Here is a 24,905-nt window from a genome sequence, read left to right on the forward strand (position 1 = left end):
GCTTACTCTTTGTCCGGCGCCTGGTTGATCAGCGCCCAGAAGGTGCCCAGGGTCTTCACCGCGGTGAAGAACTGGTCCACGTCCACCGGCTTGACCACATATGCGTTCACGCCCAGGTCCCAGCTGCGGGCCAGGTCGCTTTCCTCGCGCGAGGACGACAGGATCACCACCGGCAGGCGCTTGAGCGACTCCTCGCTGCGCACCAGCTTGAGCACTTCCAGGCCGTCCATGCGCGGCATCTTGATGTCCAGCAGCAGCACGGCCGGCAGGCCTTCCTCGCGGTCGGCATAGGCGCCGCGGCGCAGCAGGTAGTCCATCGCTTCCACGCCGTCCTCGACGTGCACGATGGGATTGGCCAGACGCGCGTCGCGCAACGCATCCACCGCCATTTCGGCATCGGCGGGGCTGTCTTCGGCAAGCAGGATGGTGCGGATGGCGGTCATGCGATGAACTCGGTAGTGGGCGCTTCAGGCGCCGGGGGCAAGACGAAATGGAAGGTGGCGCCCTGGTCGGGGGCGGACTCGGCCCAGATATGGCCGCCATGGCGGGTCAGCACGCGGCGCACGCTGGCCAGGCCGATGCCGGTGCCGGAATATTCGCTGGCCTTGTGCAGGCGCTGGAACACGCCGAACAGCTTGGCCGCATAGGTCATGTCGAAGCCGGCGCCATTGTCGCGCACGCTGAAGTGGTGGCTGCCATCCGGCTGCACCTGGTAGCCGACCTCGATCTGCGCGACCTCGCGCTTGGCGCTGTACTTGACCGCATTGCCGAGCAGGTTCAGCCACAGCTGACGCATCATGTTTTCGTCGGCGACCAGGATCGGCAACGGCGCGATGCTCCACTCGATGCGATGCCCGCTGTCGCCATGGTCGGACTGGTAGTTGGCGTCGAGCACCGAGCGCGTCTCCGCCACCAACGACTGCATGTCCACCGCCTGCAGGCGCAGCGCACTGCGGCCCAGGCGCGAGTACACCAGCAGGTCGTCGATCAGCGAGGCCATGCGCCGCGCCGAGGTGCCGATCACCTCCAGGTAGTGGCGGCTCTTCTCGTCGGCGCCATCGCCCAGATGGCGAACCAGCTTGTCGGCGAAGCCGGCGACATGGCGCAGCGGCGCGCGCAGGTCGTGCGAGACCGAGTAGCTGAACGCCTCCAGTTCGCGATTGACTTCGGACACCTGCTCGATCTTGCCCTCCAGCTGCCGGTTCAGCTCCTGGATGCGCTGTTGCGCGGTTTTCTGCAGGGTGATGTCGCTGACCGTCATCAAGACCACTTCGTCCTCGCTGTCCGGCAGCGGCATGCGCCGCGCATTCAGCAGCATGGTCCTTGGTACGCCGTCCGCGCCAAGTTGTTCGTGCTCGAAATCCCACAATTCGCGTCCGCGCAGCAGCACGTCGGCCAAGCGCTGCACGATCACCGGATCCTGCCAGACGCCGTCGCCGACGTCGGCGAGCAGCTTCGGCGGATCCGCCAGGTCCATGCCGTACAGTTCGGCGAAGGCGGTGTTGTGCATCAGCATGCGCTGCCCGTTGTCGAGCAGCACGATCGGCTCGCGCACGGTCTGCAGCACCGCCGCGGCGCGGCCGTTGGCGCGCAGCATGTGGCGCTCGGCATCCAGGCGCCGGCCGATCTGCCGTTGCAACAGCCAGATCACCAGGCCCAGCAACAACAGCTGCACCACCAGCGAGGTCCAGCTCATCATCGAGGCGAGCATGCGGCGCTGCTCGGCGTCGGCGGTCCGCTCGCTCAGCAGTTCGTCCTCGCGCCGCTGCAGCTCGGCGATCAGGCCGCGCACTGGATTGTCGGAGGTCATGTCCTGGATCAGCGCGCGGATCCGCTCCGGATCGCGGGTCTGCGCGATCCGCTCGGCGATCAGGCCGCGTCGCTCCAGCGTGCTCTGCAGGCGGCCGACGCGGATCTGTTGGTCCGGGTTGTCGCGGGTCAGCTCGGCCAGGTGCGCCAGCGTCGGCTGCATCGAGTTGCGCGCCTGCTGCAGGCGCGCGGTCAGGATCGGCGACTGCACGCCGTGCGACATCGCCATCGCCGCCGATTCCATGTCGCGCATGTCCGCTTCCATCGCGTTCAAGGTGGCGGTCACTTCCTGGCTGTGGCCGACCCAGTCCGCCGCACGCAGGGTGCTGGCATTCATCTGCCGCAGCAGCAGCGAGGGCAGGATGACGATCAGGACGACGGCCAGCGCCAGCAACGGCAGCCGCCAGCGGTCCCAAGCATCGTGTTTGGCGATGGTCTGCATAGCTGGTGCGTCAAAAGAAGGAACGGCTGCGGCCATCGCGGGCGCGCATTGTCGCCCATCTTCCCCGGCAGCAGATGAATTGTTCAGCGGAAGCGCGACACCCCGATCGCGGTACCTGCAAGGACTCTATCCCAGGCCGCGCGCACGACGAAACGGGCGGCCTGCGGCCCCCCGCGGGAGTGCCACGCGCGCGCCGCGCTCAGGGCCGGCGCGCCGGGGGCGGAATGGAACCGGCGGTGGCGCCGATCAGGGTCCAGGCCGGCATGCCGGCGCGGACCAGCAGGAAATCGGCGTGGCTGCGCAGGCGCCGGCGCTCGGATTGGCTCAGGCCCTGATCCAGTTCATGCATCAGCGCGGAAAACGCCGGCCAGAACCCGGTGTCGTCGTGAAACGTGGTCAACAGCATGCTCAACTGCGCTTCCAGCCGGCGTACCGCCGGCAGCAGCAGTGACGGCTGCGCGCCATGGCCGGACAACGCGGCGCCCAGCGCCTCGGCAGCCGCGGCCGCGTGCCCCGCAGCCGGGTGGGGTTGGGTCTCCAACATCGCGCGTGATCCGTTGACGAACATGAAGGAATGATGTCTGAGCGGGTGTCAATGCGACGCGAAATGCGATTTCCGTCGCGAATTTACCCCCCCAAAAAAAACGCACCCCGCAGGGTGCGTCGCAGACCGGCTGTCGCGGGTGGGGCGCCTCGTCGCACCCCCACCCGCGGCCGCGGATCGCAATGCTTACTTCTTGGCAGCGGCGCTGACCTTCAGGTCGGCCGCATCCACCTTCTTGACCCCGTCGATCTTCTTGGCCACCGCCACGGCCTTGTCCTTCTCGGCCTTGGTCGCGACCGTGCCGGACAGCTTGACCGTGCCGTTGACGGTGTCGACCTTGATCTCGGTACCCGACACGTTCTTGGTGGCCAGCAGATCGGCCTTCACCTTGGTGGTGATCCAGGTGTCGGTGACCGGCTCCTTGGAGTCGTGGCGAGTCGTGTCATGGGCCATGGTGTCGTGCTGCATCGTGTCCTGCTGGCCCATGGTGCCGTGGTCCTTGGCGCTGGTGGCTTGGCCGGCTGCGAACGCCTGGCCCGCGCCGAACGCGAAACCGGCCACCAGGGTGGCGCCAAGCAGGGTGCGTGCATTGATCGTCTTCATCGTGTCTTCCTCCGCTGAATGTGCGCGCAGTCTCCGCCAAGCCGTCGTACAGGCGGCGTGACCGAAGAATCGCCGCAGCGTGAATGCGCAATCCGCCCACGCAGCCCAGGCGATACTGGCGTCCCGCCGCTGCTGCCTGCGCCCATGTCCGACTTCAATCTCGCCCTGCTCGGCTTCGGCTACGTCGGCCGCACCTTCCATGCGCCGCTGATCGCACAGACGCCCGGCCTGCACCTGCACACCGTGGTCTCGCGCCAGGCCGAGGGGGTGCATGCGGCCTGGCCACAGGCGCGCGTGGTCGCCGATGCGGCGCAGGCCTTCGCCGATCCGCGGATCGATGCAGTGGTGATCGCCACGCCCAACCAGACCCATGCGCCGTTGGCGCTGGCCGCCCTGGCCCAGGGCAAGCACGTGCTGGTGGACAAGCCGTTCACCCTGGACGTGGCCGAAGCGCACCAGGTGCTGGCGCAGGCGCAGCGCGCCGACCGCATCGTCAGCGTGTTCCAGAACCGGCGCTGGGACGGCGACTTCCTCGACGTGCGCGCCTTGCTGGAGGCGGGCACGCTGGGCGAGATCGCCGAGTTCCATTCGCACTTCGACCGCCATCGTCCGCAGGTCGGCGACCGCTGGCGCGAGCACGCCCTCCCCGGCTCGGGGCTGTGGTTCGACCTGGGGCCGCATCTGCTCGATCAGGCCCTGCAACTGTTCGGGCCGCCGCAGGCGCTGCAGGCCGATCTGGCGCTGCAACGCCCCGGCGCGCAGACCGTGGATTACGTGCATGCGGTGCTGCGCTATCCGCGGTTGCGCGTGGTGCTGCATGCCGGTTCGCTGGTCGCCGCCAACGGCCTGCGCTTTGCGGTCCACGGCAGCGGCGGCAGCTACGTCAAGCACGGTCTGGACACGCAGGAAGCGCAGTTGCGCGCGGGCGTCGCGCCGGGCGCGCCCGGCTGGGGCGAGGATCCCCTGCCCGGCCAATTGCGCCTGGTCGGCGCCGACGGCACGCACGCCGTCCAGACCCTGCCCGCGCCGCGCGGCGATTACCGCGACTGCTATGCGGCCTTTCGCGAGGCGATCGCGGGTCGCGCGCCTGCGCCGGTGGATGCGGCGCAGGCGCTGGCGGTGATGCGGCTGCTGGAGGCAGGCGTGCGCAGCGCCGCCTCCGGCTGCAGCGTCACGCTGGACTGAGCGCCGGGCCTCAGGCCGGGCGCGTACCGCCCGGCGCGGGCGCGTCGCCGCCCTCGTGCTTGATCGCATGGCCGCCGAACTGGTTGCGCATCGCCGCCAGCAACTTGTCGGCGAACGAATCGTCGTCGCGCGAGCGCAGCCGCTCCAGCAGCGAGAGGGTGATCACCGGCGCCGGCACGTCCAGGTCGATCGCCTCGGCCACGGTCCAGCGGCCCTCGCCGGAGTCCTGGACGAACGGCGCGATGCCGGCCAGGGTCGGGTTGTCGCCCAGCGCATCGGCGCACAGGTCCAGCAGCCACGAACGCACCACGCTGCCCTGGCGCCAGACCTCGGCCACTTGGTGCAGGTCCAGCGCGAACTCCTGCTTGCGCCCCATCAGCGCGAAGCCTTCGGCATAGGCCTGCATCATTCCGTACTCGATGCCGTTGTGGACCATCTTGGTGAAGTGGCCGGCACCGCTGGGGCCGACGTGTCCCCAACCGGCATCGGCAGCCGGCGCCAGGGTCGCGAACACGTCGTGCAAGCGCTGCACCGCGGCGGTGTCGCCGCCGATCATCAGGCTGTAGCCCTCGCGCAGGCCCCACACGCCGCCGCTGGTGCCGCAGTCGACATAGGCGATGCCGTGCGCGGCGAGTTCGCCGGCGCGGCGCATCGAATCCTTGTAGTAGGAATTGCCGCCGTCGATCACCACGTCGCCCTTGCCGAGCAACGGCAGCAACGCCGCCAGGGTGTCGTCGACGACCTTGCCGGCCGGCACCATCAGCCACACCGCGCGCGGTGCCGGCAACGCCGCGATCAGCGCGGCCATGCTGTCGACCGCTTCGACCCCGCGCTGCTGCGCCGCGCTGCGCGCGGCCTCGCCCAGGTCGAAACCGACCACGCGATGCCCGCCGCGCACCAGCCGCTCGGCCATGTTGGCGCCCATCCGGCCCAAGCCTACAAGTCCCAGTTCCATGCGTCGTTCCCGGTTCGAAAAAAGGAGGGTTAGGGTCTCACGAAGCGGCGATGCCGACGTGACGCGCAGCTAAGGCACCGATGCGGCGGCAGGTGCCGGCGGCGGCGTTTGCGCACAGTCGTGCAGTTGCAGGTCGCGCCAGCGCTGGTACAGCGTGGTGTGCAGGTTATGCAGGGTCAGCTCGATCGCGAACGGCGTGCGCGGATTGCGATCCAGCAGCCGCACCACGTGATACCCGATCGGCTTGACGCCCTTGGGATGCACGTAGACCTGAAAGCCCCGGTAGAACGGATCGTCGAGCAAGGCGTCGAGTTGCGCGAGCACTGCCTGCTGGGCCGGATCCAGGCGTGCGCGCAGCGCCGGGTCGCGCGCGTACAGCAAGCGCTCGAAGCGCTCCCGCCCCGGGCCGCGCAGCGCCCGCGCCAGCTCCCAGATGCGGCGGTTATGGGCGTCGTAGTAGGCGAAGCCGCCGTGCGCGCGCAATGCCGTGGCGGCCTCGGCGCTGACCGCGGCGACCACGAAGTTCTCGGCCTGGTTGTTGATGTCGTCCAGGTAGCGGCGCTCGAACACGTGCACGATGTAGCCAGGCGCACCGAGGAAGGCGGCGCGGCCGCGCTGCGCGGTCCTGGCCGCCTTGCCGTCGGCGAAGAACTCGCCGGCGTGCGCGCCGAGCAGGATGCTGTCGGTGTCGTGCAGGGTCAGGAAGGTGCCGATCGACAGCTCGTCGGCGCTGAACGCACGATCGAACGCCGCATCGCCATAGAGTTCGCGCTGTGTGGCCAGTTGCGCGATCTGCCGGCCGACGCCGCATTCCGAACGCACATGGCCGCTGTAGAACGCCTCGATCGCCTGCGCATTGCCGCCGGCCGGGCGATAGCCGCGGCCGAAGCTGCGGAAGCGTTCCCAGCCCTGCGCCTGCGCGCCGCGCAGGCCGAAGCCGATCCAGCCCAGTTGCAGCGCCGAGAAACGGTAGCCGGGATTGGCCTGCAGGCGTGCGACCGCGCGCGTGGTGGCCGCCCCCAGTTGCAGGAAGTAGCCGCACTGCGTGGCCGGCGTGTCCAGCAAGGCACGCAAGGCCTGCTCCCGTTGCGCGTCGTTCCAAGCCGCGGGCAAGGCCGCCTGCAGATCGCCGTGCGCCTGCGCCTCGGCCAGTGAACCGCGTTCGCAGGGTGCGCCGGCGGCGATCTGCGGCTGCGCCGCGCTGGTCGTGCCGATGTGCCAACCGAGCCGCTCCAGCAGTGCGGCCAGGCAAGCCGCGCTGGCCTGGTCGGCCGGCGCCGGTGCGGCCGTGGCCGCGGCACTGGCCAGCAGCGCGGCCAGCAGCAGACCGACGCCGCGGCGAAGCCACGGCGGGCAAGCGAACCTCGATGGTCGGATCATGGAGCGGACATCGCGAACAGGAGCTTCCGTTGGCCACGTGGCGGCGGCGCCCGCGCAGCGTGCCGCCTCGCCCGTGCAGGCATCGCGAAACCCACCGCCGCGGCACCGACACCCCCGGCGTTCACTCTTCCGCCATGCCCGGCGCACCTACACTGCGGCTCCCTTGGCGCAAGCGATCCCCTGCATGCACGTGCTCGTTACCGGAGGCACCGGATTCATCGGCCGCGCGCTGTGCCCGGCTCTGCTCGACGCCGGGCACCGGGTCAGCGTGCTGACCCGCGACCCCGCACGCGCGGCGCGCCTGTTGCCGGCGGTGCAGGTGCTGGACGATCTGCAGCGCGCCGCACCGGCCGATGCGGTGATCAATCTCGCCGGCGAACCGCTGACCGAAGGCCGCTGGAGCGCCACCCGCAAGCGTCGCTTCCGCACCTCACGCATCGGCACCACCCGCGCCCTGATCGACTGGATGAGCGGACTCGACGCTGCGCAGCGCCCGGGCTGCCTGATCTCCGGCTCGGCGATCGGCTACTACGGCGACCGCGGCGACGAGGTCCTGGACGAAACCAGCACGCCGGGCGACGACTTTGCCGCCCAGCTCTGCCGCGACTGGGAGGCGGAAGCGCTGCGCGCGCAGGACCTGGGCGTGCGCACCATCCTGGTCCGCACCGGCGTGGTGCTGGGCCGCGACGGCGGCGCGCTGGCGCGGATGCTGCCGCCCTTCCGCTTCGGCATGGGCGGGCGCATGGGCGATGGCCGCCAGTGGATGAGCTGGATCCACCGCAACGATGAGGTCGGGTTGCTGCTGTGGCTGCTGCAGCAAGGCGGCGAAGGCGCCTACGACGCCACCGCACCGGCGCCGGCGACCAATGCCACGTTCGCGCAGCAACTCGCCGCGACCCTGCATCGTCCGGCGCTGCTGCCGATGCCGGCGGCGGCGCTGCGCCTGGGCTTCGGCGAGATGGCGGAACTGTTGCTGGGCAGCCAGCGCGTGCTGCCGACACGTGCGCAACGCGAGGGTTATGTGTTCCGGTATCCGCAGTTGGACGCGGCGCTGCGCGACCTGCTCGCCGATTGAGCCGCCGCGGCGCCGAATCGCGCAACGTCGCAACCGGCAACCCAAAAAAACGCCCCGGCGGAGGCCTCCGCCGGGGCGTGCTGCATCAGGTTGCCGGGTCGGCGTCAGGCACCGACCGACCCGATGCGGTCGCGCGACTCAATAACGCTTGCAGACGGTCTCGACCACGCGATTGCCATTGGCCTGCTGACGCTGGCCCTGGATGTAGCGGCCGGTGGCGCCGCCGGCGACCGCGCCACCAACGGTGGCCAGCTTGCGGCCATCGCCCTTGCCGATCTGGTTGCCTAGCAAGCCGCCGATCGCCGCGCCCGCCAGGGTGCCGCCGATGCGGTCGGGATCGGTGCTGTTCTTGCGCACCGCGACCTTCTTGCAGTGCACGCGGGTGCCGTCGCTGAAGCGGCGGCCGGCGTCCTCGGGACCGTAGTGACGCTGCGCCTCGGCCAGCGGCGCGGCGGCCGTGGCGATGGCGAGGACGGAAAGACACAAGGCGGATTTGAGAGTGTTCATGCTGATTGCTCCTGGGTGGCGGAGTCGATGCACAAGCACCGCGCTCTCGACGGGCGCCACCTTCTCACCGGATTCGCGAATGGTTCGTGAAGCGAAATCGGTCGCATTCAGCTTGTGTAGCAACGCCTGAATCAGTCGGCGCCGCCGGGCTCGCCGCTCGGAGGCGCGGTCGCGACGGGCGGCTGCGCCGCAGTGGCCGCCGCGGGTGCCGGCGGCGGCGTGGGCGCTGCGGCGGGCGGCGGAGTCGGCACCGTCGACGCTGCAGGTACAGGTGCGGGCGCTGCCGGCGCCTGCGCCGTCACCGCCGCGGACGGATGCGCAGACGGCTCCGGTGCCGGCTTGCTCTTGGGCAGGTATTCGCTCATCAGCTGGAAGAAGCGCTTGTAGAAGTCGCCGTCCTGCACCGTACTGCTGGCCACCCGCACCATCGAATCGTCGCTGCTGCCGATCGGCAGGGACACCGAGCCGAGCACGCCGACGCCGACGCTGGCCGAGGTCGGGCTCTTCTTCAGCGCATAGCGGTCCTGCAAGGCACTGACGAACACCCAGGATTCGTCCTGCCCATGCGCGACGCAGGACACGCGCAGTTCCAGTTGCTCATGCAACTCGTCGCTGGGCTGGAAGTTCTTGGTGCCTTCCACCGCATCGGCGGTGGCCTTGGAGACCACGTAGCCCTGGCTCAGCAGCGCGCGCCGCGCCGATTCGCAGGCCTGCGCCGGCTGCACCGGGTAGTTGCGCGAATAGGTGTTGTCGGAATTGAAGGTCTCTTTCACCAGGCCGTCCTGCTTGCGCGCGAAACAGCCGCTCAGGCCGATCGCGATCAGCGCGAGCGCGGGAATGGCGAGAACCTTGGAGGGAGCGGACATAGGCCGTTGACCGGAGAGAGGGAACCGCGGCAAAGGATAGCCGCAAGCGCGTCGGCGCGGCCTTGACGCCGCCGCGGCCGCTCATCCCGCGGTTAGCGAGATGCGCGGTCGGCGCCGCCGCCGCGTCAGGCGGCGGCGGGTTCCAGCGCCAGGTCCACGCGCAGCAGGCCGCCGTGGCGATCGCGACGTTCGGCGCGCAGGTAATGATGGGCGTCGAGCAGTGCCAGGGTCGGCGGCACCGCCAGCGGCTCGCCCCACAGGCTCAGCAGGAAGCCACGCGCGCGCAGCCAGTCGAGCAGCCGCAGCAGGCCGTCCAGGTCGCGCGGCAGCAGCAGGTCGACGTCGCCGGGCAGACGCGGTGCCGCCGCCGGATCGGCCAGCCAGCGCGGATAGCTGCCGTGCAACGCGAAGGCGAAACCGTCGGTGTGCAGCGCCTCCAGCAACTGCGCCGTACCCGCCAGGTCGATGCGCTGGCGCCGGTGCTGGAAGATCAGCGCGTACTCGTGGCTGCGGTCGCTGCGGGTGTCGCCGGGCGCCAGCGGCTGCGCGGTCTCGCGCGGGTAGCACAGCACCCGCTCGGGACAGGGCGCGAACAGGCTGCCCAGGATCCGCGCCAGGTCCCAGGCCTGCGGCACCGTGGCCGCGCCAAGTTGGACGTTCTCCACCATCGCGATGCAGAAGCCGTCCTCGCGCAGGTGGCGGCGGACTCCATGGAACACCGCGCGCAGGCCGTGCAGATAGGCGGCGTAGTCGGCACTGGCGTAGAGCTGGTCGGGCCCCGCCTCAGCCGGCCAGGCACAGCCGAAGTACGGCACGTTGGTCAGGCACAGGGCCACCGGCGCGGATGGCGCGTAGTGCGGCAAGCTGCCGTCCAGCACCTCGGCGTGCAGGCCCAGCCGCTGCAGCCGTTCGCGCGCCAGCCGCGCACGCGCCGCGTCGATCTCCAGGCCGATGCCGTGGCGGCCTTCCAGTTCGGCCGCGAGCAAGGTGCTGCCGAAGCCGCAGAACGGATCCAGCACGCGCTCACCCGGCGCGCTGAAGTGGCGCACGAACGGACGCATCTGCCCGACCCAGCCGCAGTCGCGCGCGCCCAGCGGATCGCGCTGGCGCAGGTCCTCCGGCAGGCGATGCTCGGGCGGATCCGGCAACGGCGTCCACCAGCTGCGGCTATCCATGCGACGCCCGCCACAGCAGATCGCGGTCCGGCTGCCAGCCCGCGCACAGCCGTCCATCGGCGAAGAACACCAGCTTGTAGATGTCGCCGCTGTCGTGGCGCGCGTGCATCGCCCCGTAGTCGGAGGTCTCGAACACCACCTCCATGCCGTCGGCGGTGGCCAGGCGCAGGTTCCAGAAGTAGTAGCCCTCGGTGATTTGCAGCGGCTGCAATTCGCGCCACCACGGCGCGGCCATGCAGGCGCCGAGCACCTGCTCCACCGCGACCCGCGCCTGAGTGAGATAGCGTGCGGTGCCGCCATCGCGGTAGCCTTCGCCGAGCCGGGAGAATTCGCGGAAGATCACCGTACGTGCCCCGCAGGCGCGCGCCCAGTCCAGGTAGGCCGCGACGCCGTCGGCATCGGCGATGCCGCCGTGCTGCAGGATGCACACCAGGCGCAACGGCAGCGCTTCGGCGATGCGTTGCGCAGTGGCGACGAACACCTCCGCATCGGCGATCGCCTCGCCGGGGCGGAAACGCATGATCGCATCGTTGCGCGCCTGCTGCGGATGGTGCCGCGACAGTTCGATCCACGACAGGCCGAAGCGCTGCAAGGCCTGCAGCAGCGCATCGCCATGGCCGCGGGCAAAGCCAGCACCGTTGCTGTACAGCACCCGCTGCTCGACCAGCAAACCCTCGCGCTCGGCCGCATCCAGGGTCCGCAGCAGCTCCACGAACCAGGCTTCGTCGTCGGTCATCTCCAGCCCCGACAGCGAGTGCGACAGCGGCAGTCCGCGCAACTGCGCCAATGCCTGACGCAGTTGCGCGAAGTAGTCCGGCGGCGGCCGCAGGCTGGCCGCGGCGGTGCCGCCGGCCAGCGACCGCAGGGTTTCCGAGCAGAAGCGGCAGCGCGCCGAACACGGCCGCACCGATGCGTAGGGAGTGAAGGTCACCGGCTGCGCGACGCGGTAGTCGCGTGCGCCGATGCGCTGCTGGCGCCAGCGCGAGGCATCCGCCGCGGCCGGCACCCGCCATTCCAGATGCGGAGTGCTGGCGCGCAGCGCGGCGAACAGCGGCGAACCGCCGCTCAATGGCGGCGGACTCGGCAGGGACGCGTCCATGGTCGCCTCCTACAGGCGCGCCGCGTTCGCGCGCTCGCGCACCTCGGCGAAGGTCCAGTCGTGCAGCAGGCGGCCGTTCTCCCACACGGTGACCATCGCATCGTCGTAACCGGCCGGGCCGGCGACCGCTTCGGCCGACACCGCGTCTGGCGCCACCGGCTCGGTGCGGTAGCTGCCGTACTCGCGGTGCCGCAGCAGACGCATGCGCCCGCGCTTACTGAGCTTGCCCTTGTCGGTGACCGGATCCTTGTACACGTCGATCCAGCGGCCGTCGACGCGGGCGGCCGAGCACTTCAACGCGAACTTCTGGGTATCGCGGTCGAGCCGTTGCAGCAAGGCACCGCCCATGCCGAAGGCCAGATTGTCGGTGGCGTAGCCGGCGCTGGTGATGCGCTCCAGGATCGCGCGGATGCTGGTCGGGTTGACCCCGTCGCCCTGGATCACCCGCACGTGGTTGAGCACCTTGTAGCCCTTGCCGTTGACGCTGTGGCCGAAGGCCTCGTCGAGCAGTTCCAGGCACTGGTGCACCACCGCCACCGGATCGCCGGAGTCCGGGCGGATCACCACGGTGGCGCCGGAGGCGATCACCTCCTCGCGCAGCGTGGTGCCCCAGTGCTCGCGGATCGCGTGGAAGATGTCGTAACTGTCCGACACCACCGCGACCACGCCGCCGGGCTTGCCGAACTGCTTGAGCATGTTGCGGTAGGCCTCGACCTCGCGCTCGCGGCCCCAGCTGGTGATGGTGCTGTGCTCGGCGGCGGGGATCGAATAGCCGGCCATCGGCTCGTGGTAGTGCGCGCGCGCCAGCAACAGCCCGGACACGGTGTCGGTGCCGAGAAAGTTGACCAGGTGCGACGCGCCACCGATCGCCGCCGATTCCAGGCTGGACACGCCGCGCGCGCCGAAGTCGTGCAGCTTGAACGGCAACTGCCCGTCCGGATCGTCGCTGGTGCGCTCCAGGAACTGGCGGATGGTCTGCTTGGCGTGCCAGCTCACTGTGGCCACGGTCACCGGATACCAGATGCGCAGCAGCAGCGTCTCCAGGTACGACGGTACCCAGTAGGCCTGCGCGTCGGTGGACTCGATGGTCATCAGCGCGTTGTGGGTCGGCACCACGCTGCCCTCGGGCACGGCGCGGATGCGGATCGGCAACTGGCCGCCGAGGCGGTCGACGATGTCGCGCCAGCCGGCCTCGTTGAACGGCTCGCCGTGCGCGGCGAACAGGTCGCGCGCCTCGTCGATGTCGGCATGGGTGACGGGGCGGCCCAGCGCCTCCTTGAGGATCGACTGCAGACCGAAGAACACGGTGCGGTCGTAGACGCCGCCGCGCGATTCCACGTAGAAGAACGTGGCGTCGGTGCCGGGCGGGTACTGCAGCCAGTGGCTGGCCTTGTAGCTGTCGGTGTTGAGCAGCAGGTTGTTCAGGCATTGCATGACGGAAGCTCCTTCGCGTCTGGGAAAGCCGGCGGTCTGTCCGCCGGCCGGGAAGGCCGCGTCAGCCGCGGCCGAGGAAGAATTCGAGCAGGTGCAGATGGTCTTCGAACAGTTTCGGACCCATGCCCAGCACTTCGCTGACCGGCACCCAGCGCGCCTTGTCGGCGTCGTCGCCGCCGCGCACCTCGGGCAGTTCGCCGAACACGAACTCGAAGTGGAAGGCGTGGGTGATGGTGCGCCCGCGCAGGCTGCGCTCGGGGTGGTCGAACACGTGGCGGTTCTTCAGCGAGCCCTTGAGCACCGGCACCGGAATCTTCAGCCGGGTCTCCTCGCGCAGTTCGCGCAGGCAGGCGTCGAGGATGCTCTCGTGCTGGCCGACGAAGCCGCCGGGCAGCGCCCACAGGCCCTTGCCCGGCGCCGCGCGGCGGCGCACCAGCAGCACGTGCCCGGAATGCACCACCACCGCATCGGCGGTGACGAAGGTCGGCGGATACGGCGCCTCCTTCCAGGCGGCGCGGTACTGCTCGATGAACTGGTACTCGGCGAGCAGTTCGGCATACGACGGCGAGTTCTTGCGGAACGCCTCGAGCATGTCGAACACCGGCGTCGGCACGTTGCCGCGCAGCATCAGCAGCGCGCCGTGGAAATCGATGCTGCCGGCCTCGAACAGGTAACGGCGCAGCTCGGTCGCCGACAGCGTCTCGGTGTGCTGCACATCGACCAGCGGCCACTGCGGAAATTCGCGCAGGTAATAGCTGCTGGCGTCCTTGTCCATGCCGATCAGGCCGATCCGTGCCTCGGCGCTGCCGCCGTCGCTGCGCACCGCCTCGGCCACCGTGGACTGCACCGCGGCGATCCACTGGCTTTCGTTGTACAGATGGTCGCGCAACGGCCGCAGGATCAGCCGCTCGCCGGCGCCTTCCAGCGCGGCCTGGATCATCACGCTGCGCTCGGCAACGGTCCAAGGATTGCGGATGGTGCGGGGAGTCTCGGCCGAGCCGATCAGGAAGATGAGTTTCTGACCACGCGCCAGGGCGTGGCGGGCAACGGCGGCGTGGCCGTTGTGGAAGGGCTCGAAGCGCCCGATGAACACGAGATAGTCGAACTCCATGAGCATCCCTCACGGTTGGGTGGATCGCCGCGGGTCTGTCCCTTGGCGTGAGCGGAATGCTACGCCGATGCCGCATCGCGTCAAGTGACGCACCGCGCAGATTCATCGGCCATCCAGACAGCGCTTGCGGACGTCGCGACAGCACCGCTGCAGTGCAGCGCGCGTCGCCGTGACGATCGCGCTAGCCTCGTGCGCGCCGCGGCCACGGGGGACGGCCCGGCACGTCGCTGCGCCCACTCCTCGGGGCCGCATGACGCCCCCCCTTCCCTCCTCCCATCATCGCGAGAATCGCATGAACCGATCGAGCAAGCGCGTGTCCGCCTGGCTGCTGGTGTTGTTGCTCGCCTGTCTGTGTGCGCCGGCCATGGCGCAGACCTTCGCCAAGGGCGCCGATGTCAGTTGGATCGACCAGCAGGAGAGCAGCGGTCGCGTATTCCGCAACGCCTCCGGCGCCACCACCGATTTCTTCTCGCTGCTCAAGGGCACCGGGGTCAACGCGATCCGGCTGCGCGTGTGGGTCAATCCGCAGGGCGGCTGGAACGACGGCGCCGACACGCTGAACATGGCCAAGCGGGCCAAGGCGCAGGGCATGCGCATCATGATCGACTTCCACTACAGCGACAGCTGGGCCGATCCCGGCAAGCAGACCAAGCCGGCGGCCTGGAGCAACCACGACTTCGCCACCCTGGTGAAGGACGTGTATTCGCACACCAACGGCATCCTGTCCTATCTCAAGTCCAACGGCATCGACGTGAGCTGGGTGCAAGTGGGCAACGAAATCAACAGCGGCATGCTGTGGCCGGACGGCAAGACGCCCAACTTCGGCAACCTCGCGCAACTGATCAACAGCGGCTACAACGCCAGCAAGTCGGTCTATCCCAACGCCAAGGTGATCGTGCACCTGGCCAACGGCCACGACAACGCGACCTTCCGCTGGTTCTTCGACAGCCTCAAGTCGGCCGGCGGCAAGTGGGACGTGGTCGGCATGTCGCACTACCCGTCCCCCAATGCCTGGCAGAGCGCCAACACCCAGATCGCCAGCAACATGCAGGACATGGTGGCGCGCTACGGGTCGGACGTGATCGTCAGCGAGGTCGGCATGGACTGGCAGCAGGCCGCGACCACCCGCGCGATGTTGGCCGATCTGCTGAGCAAGACCCGCGCGCTCGGCAGCCGCGGCCTGGGCGTGTTCTATTGGGAACCCGACGCGTATCCGGGCTGGCAGGGCTACACGATGGGCGCGGTCGACAACAACGGGAAACTGACCCAGGCGCTGTCGGCGTTCAACTGAGCACCTCGCGGCAGGCGCGCCACGCGGTGGTCACCGACACCACCGCCGTGCCACCATCGCGTGCTCCGCTCCTGTCGAGATCTGCCATGTCGCTGTCGCTGTCGTCCGCGCGCAAGCTCGCGCTTCCTCTGCTGCTGGTGCTGAGCGCGTGCATCGCGCCAGCGCAGGCGCGCACGCCCGCAACGCCCGCCGCGCCGGCCCCGCTCAAGGTGATGAGCTTCAACGTCCGCGTGCCGGTCGATACCGACGGCGACAAGCGCTGGGACGTGCGCCGCAGCGCGATGGCCGCGCTGATCCGCGCGCAGCACCCGGATGTGTTCGGCACACAGGAACTGGTCCAGCGCCAGGCCGACTACCTGGCCGCGCAAATGCCGGAGTACCGCTGGTTCGGCCCCAGCCGCGACGGCAAGGACGACGGCGAACGCATGGGTGTGTTCTACGACAGCCACGCGCTGAAGCTGGTGGACTCGGGACACTTCTGGCTGTCGGACACGCCGGAGGTGATGGGCAGCATCAGCTGGGGCCATCCGCTGCCGCGCATGGTCAACTGGGGTCTGTTCGAGCGCATCGGCGATGGCCGCCGCTTCTACCTGTTCGACACCCATCTGCCCTATCGCGACGAGGACGAAGCGGCGCGCGCCAAGGGCGCGGCGCTGATCGTGTCGCGGCTGAAGGCGCTGCCGGCGGACGTGCCGGTGGTGCTGACCGGCGACTTCAACACGGTGCCGGACTCGCCGACCTACCGCACCCTCACCGCCAGCCTGGCCGATGCGCGCACGCAGGTGGCGCAGCCGCGCGGCCCGGAAGCGACCTTCCACGATTTCACCGGCCATCCCGACCGGCGCATCGACTGGATCCTCTCGCGCGGGCTCAAAGCAACCGACTACGCCACGCTCGACGCGCGGCCGCAGGGCCATTGGCCGTCCGACCATTTTCCGGTGATCGCCACGTTCGCCTGGCCGCAGTGAGGCGCGTGGGCCTGCGGCATGGACCGCAGGCCCACGAACGGGAGCGGTTCCTATCTGTTCGGTATCAGCCGCGACGCGCATGACGCGAAAGGCCTTGGCGTGGCTGACCAAGGCCGCATCGAGCGCTGCAAGACAGGCAACACTTCCGGCAGAGCCAACGCAGAAGCGCGTGATCCGCGCAGTTCTTCCGTCGCAATCTCGCACCGGAAAGCATCCGGCTCCGGCAGCAGTCGGGACTGAAGTCCCTCCCACAGCAAGCAACTGCGCTGACAGAGGGCCGTGCGTCCGCAGGAGCAGCTTCAGCCGCGACACGCGTCACCGGGAAACAGCCGTCGCAAGCGATCCCGAACAGCGTAACAAGGCCCGCGCCCGCCAGTTAACGATGCCTCGCTGCACCATGGCGCAAGCGCATCGTCAGAGGCGTCAGTCGACGGATCCTCGGGCCGCCGGCGCCGCATGCGCACACAGCCAATCCAGGACCTGCTGCACCGGCGGCGACGGCACCGGTGTCGGTCGCCAGACGATCGACAACTGGCGCAGCGCCCACGGCTCCTGCAGCGGCACCGCGACCAACTGCGCGCGCACGCTGACCCGCTCCAGCGCCGCCTGCGGCAGGATCGCCACGCCGGCGCCGCGCGCCAGCATGCGGCACAGCGGTTCGATGCCGTGCACCTGCGCGCGGATGCGCAACTGCCCGCCAGCACGCGCCGCCTGGGTCCGCAGATGCTGCTGCAGTGCGCTGTCCTCGGCCAGGCCGAGCAACTGCGCCTGCCATACCTCCGAGAACCGCAACTGCGGCGCCTGCGCCAGCGGATGCGTGGCCGCGGCCACCAGCACCAGCCGATCCTGCCGAAACGGGCGCGCTTGCAGGTCCTGCAGATCAGCGTGATCGGCGATCACCGCCAGGTCGGCGCGTTGCTCGCGCAGCGCATCGGCCGCGGCGACGCTGCCCTGTTCGCGCAGCGCCAGATCGATGCGCGGGTGCGCCACCAGGAACTCGGCCAGCAGTTCCGGCAACCATTCCGACAGCGCCGCAGTATTGGCCAGCAGGCGCACGCTGGTCGGGTGGCCGCCGGCGTACTCGCCCAGTTCGCTGCGCATCGCCTCGGCCTGCCGCAGCAACTGCCGCGCGTGCCGCAACAGCGCGGTGCCGGACGCGGTGAGGCCGACGCCGCGCGGGCCGCGCGCGAACAGCGCGACGCCAAGCTGCGTCTCCAAGGCGCGGATGCGTGCACTGGCCGCGGCCAGCGACAGTGCCGCGCGATCGGCTCCGGCGGTGATGCTGCCGGCTTCGGCCACCGCCAGGAACAGCCGCAGATCGGTGAAATCCAGGTGCATCGATGCTCCCGCCTTCGTCGTTGCCGAATTCTGCCTGACGCATTCGCGCATTGTCCGGCCGCCGCGGCGCGCCGATGCTGGATGCCATGGACACCCTCGCACCGCATCTGCTGCCGATCGCCCTGGTCTTCCTGCTCGCCGGCGGCGTCAAGGGCGTGGCCGGCATGGGCCTGCCGACGGTGGCGATGGGCCTGCTGGGGCTGTGGCTGACGCCGACCGAGGCCGCGGCGCTGCTGGCGCTGCCGTCGCTGCTGACCAACCTGCAACAAGCCTGGGGCGCAGGCACCGGCGCGCTGCTGCGGCGACTGTGGCCGCTGCTGGCGTGCATCGCCGCCGGCACTTGGTGCAGCGCCGGCATCCTCGCGGGCGCCGACCCGCGGCTGGCGCGCGCCGGCCTGGGCGCGTTGCTGGCGCTGTATGCCGTGCTTGGGCTGAGTCAGTGGCAGGCACGCCTGTCGTCATCGCAGGCGCGCTGGGCGGCGGCGCCCGTGGGCCTGGCGACCGGGCTGCTGACTGGCGCCACCGGTGTGTTCGTGTTGCCGGTGCTGCCCTATCTGGTGGCGCTGGATCTGCCGCGGGAGGCGCTGATGCGCGCGCTCGGCAGTTGTTTCGCCGCGGCCACGCTTGCGCTGGCCGCAGCCCTCGTCGCGCACGGGGCATTCCCCACCCAGGCGCTGGGTCCGTCGTTGCTGGCGCTGCTGCCCACTGCCGTGGGCATGTGGCTGGGAACGCGGCTGCGCCAACGCATCTCCGCCAGCACGTTTCGCCGCGTGTTCTTCCTGACCTTGCTGGCACTGGGCCTGCACCAGGTGTGGCAGGCGCTGGGCTAGGGCGTGTCATCAATTCCCGAGTATGCCGCGTTGGGTCTGGCAGGCGCGCGGCCGGCGTTGCGTGGCGCAGCGCCTGACTGGCCGTTAGGTCAAGCAGCGCGGCGCCGGCCGCGCGCCTGCCAGGCCCAACCCGAAGGGCCGCGATTGCGCGCGCCCATGGCCGCGTCGTCGCGACGACGCGGGATGTGGGAGCAACCTGATCGCGAAATTACCCTTCTACCGGGCAAGCAGAATCCGCCTGCGCGTGGCGGAACGGATTGCGAGAGATGGCCTGACGCCGCTCCCACAAAAAAACGCGCCACCGCTGGGCGATGGCGCGTTGGCTTTTGCGACGCTAGCGCGCGGGCTCAGTCGGCCCAGCGCCCCGGGCCGGTGGATTGCGGCAGCACCTGCACCGACAGCGGACGGTCCTTCTCCAGCAGGTTGACCGCATCGCTCAGGATCGAGGCCGATTCGCGCAGCAGCGGATCCGGGCGCTTGTCGACCAGCTTCTCGCGCGCGGCGTCCTTGACGATGTCGCGCTCGTTGCCGGTCAGGCCGTCGTCGCTGCTGTCGTCGGCCAGCGGATCCAGCGGCAGGCCGAGCTGCTTGCGGATCTCCTGGCGCTGCTTGCGCTGCGCGTCCTGCTTCTCACGCTCGGCGCGGCGCTCGGCCTCGTTGAGCACCACGTACTTCTTCGCCGCCTCGGTGCGGAACTGGCGAACGTCCTCTTCCCACCACTGGAATTCCTTGTCGTTGGCGATGCGCGTGGTGTGCAGCGCCTCCAGCTTGGGCAGCAGCGGCGCGAAATTGCCGTACTGGGTGTGCGGCACCGCGGCGATGCGGCTCCACGGCAGCGCGTTGTCGTAGGTGCTTTCGCCGAACTCGGTGGCATCGACGCTGGCCGGGAAGGCGATGTCCGGCACCACGCCCTTGTGCTGGGTGCTGCTGCCGCTGACGCGGAAGAACTGGGCGATGGTCAGCTTGACCTGGCCGAAGCGGTCGGTCTCGTTGGCCGGCCAGCGATCCAGGTCGACGATGTTCTGCACCGTGCCCTTGCCGAAGCTGGTCTCGCCGATGATCAGGCCGCGGCCGTAATCCTGGATGGCGCCGGCGAAGATCTCCGACGCAGAAGCCGAGCCGCGGTTGATCAGCACCGCCAGCGGGCCGTCCCAGGCCACGGCCGGGTTCTGGTCGCTGTTGACGGTGACGCGGCCGCCGGATTCGCGCACCTGCACCACCGGGCCCTGCTCGATGAACAGGCCGGTCAGCTCGATCGCCTCGTCCAGCGAACCGCCGCCGTTGTTGCGCAGGTCCAGCACCACGCCGTCGACCTTGTCGGTCTTGAACCCGGCCAGCAGCTTGGCCACGTCGCGGGTCGCCGAGGCATAGTCCTTGGCGTTGCGGCGGCGGCCTTCGAAGTCCTGGTAGAACGCCGGCAGCTTGATCACGCCGATGCGCCGCGCCGGCTCGCCGTCCTTGGCCGGCAGCTCGATGGTCTCGCCCTTGGCGGCCTGTTCGGCCAGGCGCACCTTCTGCCGGGTCAGCAGCACCTGGCGATGCTTGCCGTCCACGCCGGCCTCGGCGGGGATGTACTCCAGGCGCACCTGGGTGTCCTTGTCGCCGCGGATCTTGGCGACCACGTCGTCGATGCGCCAGCCGATCACGTCCTCGACCGGACCGCTCTTGCCCTGGCCGACGCCGACGATGCGATCGCCCGGCTTGAGCGTGCCGTCCAGCGCGGCCGGACCGCCCGGGATCACCTCGCGGATCACCACCAGGTCGTCCTGCTTCTGCAGCTGCGCGCCGATGCCTTCCAGCGACAGCGACATCTGCTGGTTGAAGTTCTCGGCGGTGCGCGGGGTGAAGTAGTCGGTGTGCGGATCGACCGTGTTGGTGTAGGCGTTCATGAAGAACTGGAACACGTCCTCGCTCTTCAGTTCCTTCACCGAGTCGTCGAGGTTGGCGTAGCGCTTGTCCAGGGTCTTGCGGATGTCCTCCGGCTTCTTGCCGGCGAGCTTGAGCCGCAGCCAGTCGTTCATCACCGACTTGCGCCACAGCGCATCCAGTTCCTGGTCGTCCTTGGCCCACGGCGCATTCTTGCGGTCGTACTCGAACTTCTCGTCGCCGTCGAAGTTGAAGTCCTGCTTGAGCAGCTTGCGCGCGTAGGCGATGCGCTCGTCCACCCGCTGCCGGTACACGGCGAAGATCTGGAACGCCGGTTCCAGCTGGCCGGAGGCGATGTTGGCGCCAAGGTTGTTCTGGAAGCTGGCGAACTTGTCGACGTCGGCCTGGGTGAAGAACTGCTTGCTGCCGTCCAGGGTCTCCAGGTACTTCTTGAAGACCTCCTTCGAGGTCGCCTCGTCGAGGGCGCGCGGCCGGTAGGCGTAGCGGCTGTCGGAGAGCAGGCCGTACACCAGCTTGGCGGTGGTGGCCTGGTCGGCGGTGGCAGCGGCCGGCAGGGCGGGCGCATCGGTACGGGCGAACAGCGCCAGCGGTGCGGTCAGCGCAAACGCCAGCAGGAAGGCGGAAGCTTTGAATTTCATCTGGGGACTCTCGGCACCAGGCCGTCAGGGGGGCAGCACATCGCGTGAGACAACACGACAGTGACGCAAGTTGCAGGCCGTGTCACCTGTTCATGAAGCAGACTAGCTGCCGGCTTGCGCAGAAATGTGAACGCTGCCGGTGCGAGCCGCGCGGACGGTCGTCCTGCGGCGACGAACGCGCGTCGCCGCCGCGCAAAGGCGCGATCGACGACGCGGCTCAGGAGAACGCGATTCAGGCGGCGACGCCGGCGCCGGCCGCCTGGCGATCGGCGTGGTAGGACGAGCGCACCATCGGCCCGGAGGCGACGTGGCTGAAGCCCAGCGCGTTGCCGTACTCCTCCAGCGCCTTGTATTCGTCCGGCGTCCAGTAGCGCATCACCGGGTGGTGATGGGCGGTCGGCTGCAGGTACTGGCCGATGGTGACCATGTCCACGTCGTGCGCACGCAGGTCGCGCAGGGTCGCCTGCACCTGCTCCAGGGTCTCGCCCAGTCCGAGCATGATGCCGGACTTGGTGGCGATGGCCGGATGCTGCGCCTTGAACTTCTTCAGCAGGGTCAGCGACCACTGGTAGTCGGCGCCGGGACGCACGTTCGGGTACAGGTCCGGCACGGTCTCGATGTTGTGGTTGAACACGTCCGGCGGATTGGTCGCCAGGATCTCCAGCGCGCGGTCCATGCGGCCCTTGCCGCGGAAGTCCGGGGTCAGGATCTCGATGCGGGTGGTCGGCGCGGCGACGCGGATCGCACCGATGCAGTCGGCGAAATGCTGGGCACCGCCATCACGCAGATCGTCGCGGTCGACGCTGGTCACCACCACGTACTTCAGGCCCATGTCGGCCACGGTCTGCGCCAGGCTGGCCGGCTCGCCGGCGTCCGGCGGCTTGGGCCGGCCGTGCGCGACATCGCAGAACGAACAGCGGCGGGTGCAGACCTCGCCGAGGATCATGAAGGTGGCGGTGCCGTGGCCGAAGCACTCGTGGATGTTCGGGCAGCTGGCCTCTTCGCAGACGGTGACCAGGCGGTTCTCGCGCAGCTTGGCCTTGAGATTCTGCACCGCATTGCCGGAGGGAATGCGCACGCGGATCCACGACGGTTTGCGCAGCACCGGCGCGTCGGCGAACTGCACCGGCGAGCGCGCGATCTTGTCGCCGCCCAACTGCTTGACGCCGGTCTGCAGCGGCGCGGGCGCGCTGTCGCCGGAAAGGACCTGCAAGGGAATGGAGCGTGCGCTGGGCTGGGTCATGGCGTGGTCGGCGGGCAGGCGGTCAAGCCGCGTGCGTGAGCGAAAGATCGGGCAAGGCGTCGAGCGGCTGCAGGGTCAGCCCGAACTGGCGCGCCAGTTGGGCCAGCAGGACCGGAGTGACCGCCTGCATGCCGGAGGGACCGCCCAAGTCTAGCACCGCGGTCACCTGCAGGCCCTGGTAGCCGCAGGGATTGATCCGGTGGAACGGCTCCAGGTCCATCGCCACGTTGAACGACAGGCCGTGGAAGGTGCAGCCGCGGCGCACGCGGATGCCGAGCGCGGCGACCTTGGCGCCGCCGACGTAGACGCCCGGCGCGCCGTCGCGGCGTTCGCCGAGGATGTTCCATTCGTCGAGGGTGTCGATGATCGCCTGCTCGATCCGGCACACGTAGTCACGCACGCCGATGTGCAGCCGGCGCAGGTCCAGCAGCGGGTACACCACCAACTGGCCGGGGCCGTGATAGGTGACCTGGCCGCCGCGATCGACCTGCAGCACCGGGATGTCGCCCGGCGCCAGCACGTGTTCCGGCTTGCCGGCCTGGCCGAGGGTGAACACCGGGTCGTGTTCGACCACCCACAGTTCGTCGGGGGTGGTCTCGTCGCGCGCGTCGGTGAAGCGCTGCATCGCCCGCCACACCGGCTCGTAGGGCTGGCGGCCGAGCTGGCGGACGCCGCACGGCGGCAGCGTCGGTGCCGGCGCCACTGGCGCGTCCTCGGCTACAGCGTCCACTTCACTTCCGGGTGTTCGCGCAGCGCCTGGTGCGCGGCGTCGTACTGGGCGCGGTCCACGGCACGGAAGGCGATGCGCACCGAAACGTACTTGCCGTTGGACGAATGCTTCCAACTGATGCGCTCGTCCATCACCTCCACGCCGGCCGCGGCGAGCAGGCGCGGCAGTTCGGCCTCCAGGCCGGTGTTGGCGGTGCCCATGGCGCTGAGTTCGAACACGCCGGGGAACTGGAAACCGTGATCGGGGTTATCGGAAGTGATGTCCATGTCCGCATTATCGGGCCGGCGCCGGGCAAACCCAAGGCCGGCCCCGGTGGGCAGACAGCGCCCCGGGATCGCGGAGCCACGCGGCACGGAGGTCCGACCGCGCGCCAGCCACCGGTGTGGCACGGCCGCGCGCCGTGGCGGCGGCCTCCCTGCGCGTCATTGCGCACCACCGCCTTCACGCTGCAAGAGGGCAGATGGGACAGACAAACCCAAACGGACGAATTTGTCCGCTACGGCGCTTTTGCCTATCCTTCACCGCACGGGCTGCGTTCATGGTCCGGGGTGGCGCCGGCATCGACTGCCTGCAGGCGTACATCGCCGCTCACTCCCTTTCCGACCAGAGACGCCACTCATGCCGTCACCCCGCCCGTTGCTTCCGCTGGCTGTCGCCCTCGCCGCCGCGGTTGCGCCCGCCGTTGCCACCGCGCAATGCCCACGCGACACCCTGGAAGCGACCGCGCCCACGGTCAACTTCCGCGTCGACAACGACCTGTTCGGCGGCGCCGGCCAGGACCAGGGCTATACCAATGGGTTCGGCCTGATCATCGTCTCGCCGAATCTGCGCGACTACACCGACGACCCCTGCCTGCCGCGGCTGGCGCGGGCGGTGAACCGTGGTCTGACCTGGCTGCAGCCGAACAGCGACTTCACCCAGCGCAACATGACCTTCGCGGTCGGGCAAGCGCTGTTCACCCCCACCGACAAGACCCGCCGCGACCTGATCCAGGACGACCGCCCCTACGCCGGCCTGTTGCTGATGAACATCGGCTACAACGCGCGCAATGACGAGCGCCTGCGTACCACGCAACTCACCCTGGGCCTGATCGGTCCGTCGGCGCAGGGCAAGCAGGTGCAGGATGCGGTGCACGCCCTGCTCGGCGACGCCAAGTTCCAGGGCTGGGACAACCAGTTGCACGACGAACCGGTGTTCCGCGTGCTGCACGAACGGCTGCGCCGCTGGTCCGGCGACGGCAGCCGCGACGGCTGGGGGTGGGACGCGATCAGCCATTGGGGCGGCGCGCTGGGCACGCTAGATACGCACGCCAATGCCGGCATGGAACTGCGCCTGGGCTGGAAGCTGCCGGACGATTTCGGCAGTTCGCCGCTGCGTCCCGCCGGCGAAAACGTCGCCCCGCCGGCCGACAGCGTCGGCAGCGGCTGGTCGGCGCATCTGTTCGTGACCAGCGATGGACGCTGGGTCTTGCGCGACATCACTCTGGACGGCAACACCTTCCGCGACAGCCACAGCGTGAAGAAGCGCCCCTTCGTCGGCGACGCCGGCATCGGCCTGGCGGTGATGCGCGGCAAATGGAAGTTCGCCCTCGCCCGCTACTGGCGCACCCGCGAGTTCGACCTGCAGCGGCAGACGCCAGTGTTCGGGAGCTTTACGGTGAGTCGGAAGCTGTGAGGCTGGGAATGGGGAATGGGGAATGGCAAAAGCGGGCCTCCCACCCCATCCGTCAGGTCGCGAGACACCGCTTTACCAATTCCCTATTCCCCATTCTCCATTCCCAAGAAAAAAGCCGGCG

Annotated in this window: 23 protein-coding genes; 6 read left to right on the forward strand and 17 right to left on the reverse strand. The window is 69.5% G+C overall.

Features of this window, described 5'->3' with window-relative positions; translation table 11 throughout:
* Nucleotides 1–2: 2 nt before the first annotated feature.
* The 4 genes from SLW52_RS09895 to SLW52_RS09910 form a co-directional block, all read right to left on the reverse strand.
* Nucleotides 3–443, reverse strand: a complete 441-nt coding sequence (locus SLW52_RS09895) for a response regulator (RefSeq protein WP_010343137.1) — start codon at nt 441–443, stop codon at nt 3–5.
* Entirely contained in the window at nt 440–2,251 is a 1,812-nt protein-coding gene (locus tag SLW52_RS09900; RefSeq protein WP_017911733.1) for an ATP-binding protein, read from the reverse strand. The genes SLW52_RS09895 and SLW52_RS09900 overlap by 4 nt, the downstream gene beginning before the upstream one ends.
* 199 nt (nt 2,252–2,450) lie before the next feature.
* Nucleotides 2,451–2,795 (reverse strand): hypothetical protein, encoded by a 345-nt coding sequence (locus tag SLW52_RS09905; RefSeq protein WP_267116647.1) that lies wholly within the window; start codon nt 2,793–2,795, stop codon nt 2,451–2,453.
* A gap of 186 nt (nt 2,796–2,981) precedes the next feature.
* Nucleotides 2,982–3,398 carry a BON domain-containing protein gene (locus SLW52_RS09910; protein WP_320740239.1) on the reverse strand — a complete coding sequence of 139 codons (417 nt, stop codon included), beginning with the start codon at nt 3,396–3,398 and terminating at the stop codon, nt 2,982–2,984.
* A gap of 144 nt (nt 3,399–3,542) precedes the next feature.
* Between SLW52_RS09910 and SLW52_RS09915 the strand changes: the two genes are divergently transcribed.
* Nucleotides 3,543–4,583, forward strand: a complete 1,041-nt coding sequence (locus tag SLW52_RS09915; protein WP_320740238.1) for an oxidoreductase — start codon at nt 3,543–3,545, stop codon at nt 4,581–4,583.
* 10 nt (nt 4,584–4,593) lie between these two features.
* On the opposite strand, the gene gnd is transcribed toward SLW52_RS09915, so the two are convergent.
* Entirely contained in the window at nt 4,594–5,538 is a 945-nt protein-coding gene (gene gnd, locus SLW52_RS09920) for a phosphogluconate dehydrogenase (NAD(+)-dependent, decarboxylating) (RefSeq protein WP_150409640.1), read from the reverse strand.
* Nucleotides 5,539–5,607: 69 nt separating this feature from the next.
* Nucleotides 5,608–6,918, reverse strand: coding sequence for a hypothetical protein (locus SLW52_RS09925; protein ID WP_320740237.1), 1,311 nt, complete (start codon nt 6,916–6,918; stop codon nt 5,608–5,610).
* Between the two features lie 184 nt (nt 6,919–7,102).
* On the opposite strand from SLW52_RS09925, the gene SLW52_RS09930 reads away from it, so the two are divergent.
* Complete coding sequence (locus SLW52_RS09930; RefSeq protein WP_320740236.1) at nt 7,103–7,993, forward strand: TIGR01777 family oxidoreductase; 891 nt, start codon at nt 7,103–7,105, stop codon at nt 7,991–7,993.
* A gap of 138 nt (nt 7,994–8,131) precedes the next feature.
* Here the strand turns inward: SLW52_RS09930 and SLW52_RS09935 are convergent, their stop codons facing one another.
* The 6 genes from SLW52_RS09935 to SLW52_RS09960 all read right to left on the reverse strand — a co-directional run bounded on the left by SLW52_RS09935 (nt 8,132) and on the right by SLW52_RS09960 (nt 14,191).
* Entirely contained in the window at nt 8,132–8,500 is a 369-nt protein-coding gene (locus SLW52_RS09935; protein ID WP_026143726.1) for a glycine zipper 2TM domain-containing protein, read from the reverse strand.
* A 131-nt stretch (nt 8,501–8,631) separates the two neighbouring features.
* Nucleotides 8,632–9,366 carry a DUF2242 domain-containing protein gene (locus SLW52_RS09940; RefSeq protein ID WP_320740235.1) on the reverse strand — a complete coding sequence of 245 codons (735 nt, stop codon included), beginning with the start codon at nt 9,364–9,366 and terminating at the stop codon, nt 8,632–8,634.
* Nucleotides 9,367–9,491: 125 nt separating this feature from the next.
* The gene (locus SLW52_RS09945; RefSeq protein WP_320740234.1) at nt 9,492–10,541 is read right to left on the reverse strand and encodes a DNA methyltransferase; all 1,050 of its coding nucleotides are present in this window, start codon (nt 10,539–10,541) and stop codon (nt 9,492–9,494) included.
* On the reverse strand, nt 10,534–11,640 hold the full coding sequence (locus SLW52_RS09950; protein WP_320740233.1) for a hypothetical protein: 1,107 nt from the start codon (nt 11,638–11,640) through the stop codon (nt 10,534–10,536). The genes SLW52_RS09945 and SLW52_RS09950 overlap by 8 nt, the downstream gene beginning before the upstream one ends.
* Nucleotides 11,641–11,649: 9 nt before the next feature.
* Entirely contained in the window at nt 11,650–13,074 is a 1,425-nt protein-coding gene (locus SLW52_RS09955) for a nicotinate phosphoribosyltransferase (protein WP_017915878.1), read from the reverse strand.
* A 61-nt stretch (nt 13,075–13,135) separates the two neighbouring features.
* The gene (locus SLW52_RS09960; RefSeq protein WP_017909091.1) at nt 13,136–14,191 is read right to left on the reverse strand and encodes a bifunctional nicotinamide-nucleotide adenylyltransferase/Nudix hydroxylase; all 1,056 of its coding nucleotides are present in this window, start codon (nt 14,189–14,191) and stop codon (nt 13,136–13,138) included.
* A 286-nt stretch (nt 14,192–14,477) separates the two neighbouring features.
* Here SLW52_RS09960 and SLW52_RS09965 point away from each other — a divergent pair, with 286 nt between their 5' ends.
* Nucleotides 14,478–15,476, forward strand: a complete 999-nt coding sequence (locus tag SLW52_RS09965) for an arabinogalactan endo-1,4-beta-galactosidase (RefSeq protein ID WP_267099712.1) — start codon at nt 14,478–14,480, stop codon at nt 15,474–15,476.
* 86 nt (nt 15,477–15,562) lie between these two features.
* Complete coding sequence (locus SLW52_RS09970) at nt 15,563–16,444, forward strand: endonuclease/exonuclease/phosphatase family protein (protein WP_295938853.1); 882 nt, start codon at nt 15,563–15,565, stop codon at nt 16,442–16,444.
* Between the two features lie 423 nt (nt 16,445–16,867).
* Here SLW52_RS09970 and SLW52_RS09975 read toward each other — a convergent pair whose 3' ends face one another.
* Entirely contained in the window at nt 16,868–17,782 is a 915-nt protein-coding gene (locus tag SLW52_RS09975; protein WP_320740232.1) for a LysR substrate-binding domain-containing protein, read from the reverse strand.
* 86 nt (nt 17,783–17,868) lie between these two features.
* Between SLW52_RS09975 and SLW52_RS09980 the strand changes: the two genes are divergently transcribed.
* Entirely contained in the window at nt 17,869–18,612 is a 744-nt protein-coding gene (locus SLW52_RS09980; protein WP_295914525.1) for a sulfite exporter TauE/SafE family protein, read from the forward strand.
* A gap of 347 nt (nt 18,613–18,959) precedes the next feature.
* On the opposite strand, the gene SLW52_RS09985 is transcribed toward SLW52_RS09980, so the two are convergent.
* From SLW52_RS09985 to SLW52_RS10000, 4 genes are all read right to left on the reverse strand, one after another.
* Entirely contained in the window at nt 18,960–21,137 is a 2,178-nt protein-coding gene (locus tag SLW52_RS09985; RefSeq protein ID WP_017908122.1) for a carboxy terminal-processing peptidase, read from the reverse strand.
* 232 nt (nt 21,138–21,369) lie between these two features.
* On the reverse strand, nt 21,370–22,380 hold the full coding sequence (gene lipA, locus SLW52_RS09990) for a lipoyl synthase (RefSeq protein ID WP_043094712.1): 1,011 nt from the start codon (nt 22,378–22,380) through the stop codon (nt 21,370–21,372).
* A 22-nt stretch (nt 22,381–22,402) separates the two neighbouring features.
* Nucleotides 22,403–23,110: a lipoyl(octanoyl) transferase LipB gene (lipB, locus tag SLW52_RS09995; protein WP_320740231.1), complete on the reverse strand. Its 708-nt coding sequence runs from the start codon at nt 23,108–23,110 to the stop codon at nt 22,403–22,405.
* A complete protein-coding gene (locus tag SLW52_RS10000; RefSeq protein ID WP_152243635.1) occupies nt 23,098–23,376 on the reverse strand; it encodes a YbeD family protein in 279 nt (92 codons plus the stop codon). The genes lipB and SLW52_RS10000 overlap by 13 nt, the downstream gene beginning before the upstream one ends.
* 352 nt (nt 23,377–23,728) lie before the next feature.
* Here SLW52_RS10000 and SLW52_RS10005 point away from each other — a divergent pair, with 352 nt between their 5' ends.
* A complete protein-coding gene (locus tag SLW52_RS10005; RefSeq protein ID WP_320740230.1) occupies nt 23,729–24,784 on the forward strand; it encodes a lipid A deacylase LpxR family protein in 1,056 nt (351 codons plus the stop codon).
* Nucleotides 24,785–24,905: the final 121 nt, after the last annotated feature.

It is taken from the genome of Xanthomonas sp. LF02-5, assembly GCF_034105325.1.
Taxonomy (GTDB): Bacteria; Pseudomonadota; Gammaproteobacteria; order Xanthomonadales; family Xanthomonadaceae; genus Xanthomonas_A; species Xanthomonas_A sontii.

Coding starts and splice junctions, on each gene's coding strand:
- SLW52_RS09895 (WP_010343137.1), bottom strand. CDS start 443: ATGACCGCCATCCGCACCATCCTGCTTGCCGAAGACAGCCCCGCCGAT.
- SLW52_RS09900 (WP_017911733.1), bottom strand. CDS start 2,251: ATGCAGACCATCGCCAAACACGATGCTTGGGACCGCTGGCGGCTGCCG.
- SLW52_RS09905 (WP_267116647.1), bottom strand. CDS start 2,795: ATGTTGGAGACCCAACCCCACCCGGCTGCGGGGCACGCGGCCGCGGCT.
- SLW52_RS09910 (WP_320740239.1), bottom strand. CDS start 3,398: ATGAAGACGATCAATGCACGCACCCTGCTTGGCGCCACCCTGGTGGCC.
- SLW52_RS09915 (WP_320740238.1), top strand. CDS start 3,543: ATGTCCGACTTCAATCTCGCCCTGCTCGGCTTCGGCTACGTCGGCCGC.
- gnd (WP_150409640.1), bottom strand. CDS start 5,538: ATGGAACTGGGACTTGTAGGCTTGGGCCGGATGGGCGCCAACATGGCC.
- SLW52_RS09925 (WP_320740237.1), bottom strand. CDS start 6,918: ATGATCCGACCATCGAGGTTCGCTTGCCCGCCGTGGCTTCGCCGCGGC.
- SLW52_RS09930 (WP_320740236.1), top strand. CDS start 7,103: ATGCACGTGCTCGTTACCGGAGGCACCGGATTCATCGGCCGCGCGCTG.
- SLW52_RS09935 (WP_026143726.1), bottom strand. CDS start 8,500: ATGAACACTCTCAAATCCGCCTTGTGTCTTTCCGTCCTCGCCATCGCC.
- SLW52_RS09940 (WP_320740235.1), bottom strand. CDS start 9,366: ATGTCCGCTCCCTCCAAGGTTCTCGCCATTCCCGCGCTCGCGCTGATC.
- SLW52_RS09945 (WP_320740234.1), bottom strand. CDS start 10,541: ATGGATAGCCGCAGCTGGTGGACGCCGTTGCCGGATCCGCCCGAGCAT.
- SLW52_RS09950 (WP_320740233.1), bottom strand. CDS start 11,640: ATGGACGCGTCCCTGCCGAGTCCGCCGCCATTGAGCGGCGGTTCGCCG.
- SLW52_RS09955 (WP_017915878.1), bottom strand. CDS start 13,074: ATGCAATGCCTGAACAACCTGCTGCTCAACACCGACAGCTACAAGGCC.
- SLW52_RS09960 (WP_017909091.1), bottom strand. CDS start 14,191: ATGCTCATGGAGTTCGACTATCTCGTGTTCATCGGGCGCTTCGAGCCC.
- SLW52_RS09965 (WP_267099712.1), top strand. CDS start 14,478: ATGAACCGATCGAGCAAGCGCGTGTCCGCCTGGCTGCTGGTGTTGTTG.
- SLW52_RS09970 (WP_295938853.1), top strand. CDS start 15,563: ATGTCGCTGTCGCTGTCGTCCGCGCGCAAGCTCGCGCTTCCTCTGCTG.
- SLW52_RS09975 (WP_320740232.1), bottom strand. CDS start 17,782: ATGCACCTGGATTTCACCGATCTGCGGCTGTTCCTGGCGGTGGCCGAA.
- SLW52_RS09980 (WP_295914525.1), top strand. CDS start 17,869: ATGGACACCCTCGCACCGCATCTGCTGCCGATCGCCCTGGTCTTCCTG.
- SLW52_RS09985 (WP_017908122.1), bottom strand. CDS start 21,137: ATGAAATTCAAAGCTTCCGCCTTCCTGCTGGCGTTTGCGCTGACCGCA.
- lipA (WP_043094712.1), bottom strand. CDS start 22,380: ATGACCCAGCCCAGCGCACGCTCCATTCCCTTGCAGGTCCTTTCCGGC.
- SLW52_RS10000 (WP_152243635.1), bottom strand. CDS start 23,376: ATGGACATCACTTCCGATAACCCCGATCACGGTTTCCAGTTCCCCGGC.
- SLW52_RS10005 (WP_320740230.1), top strand. CDS start 23,729: ATGCCGTCACCCCGCCCGTTGCTTCCGCTGGCTGTCGCCCTCGCCGCC.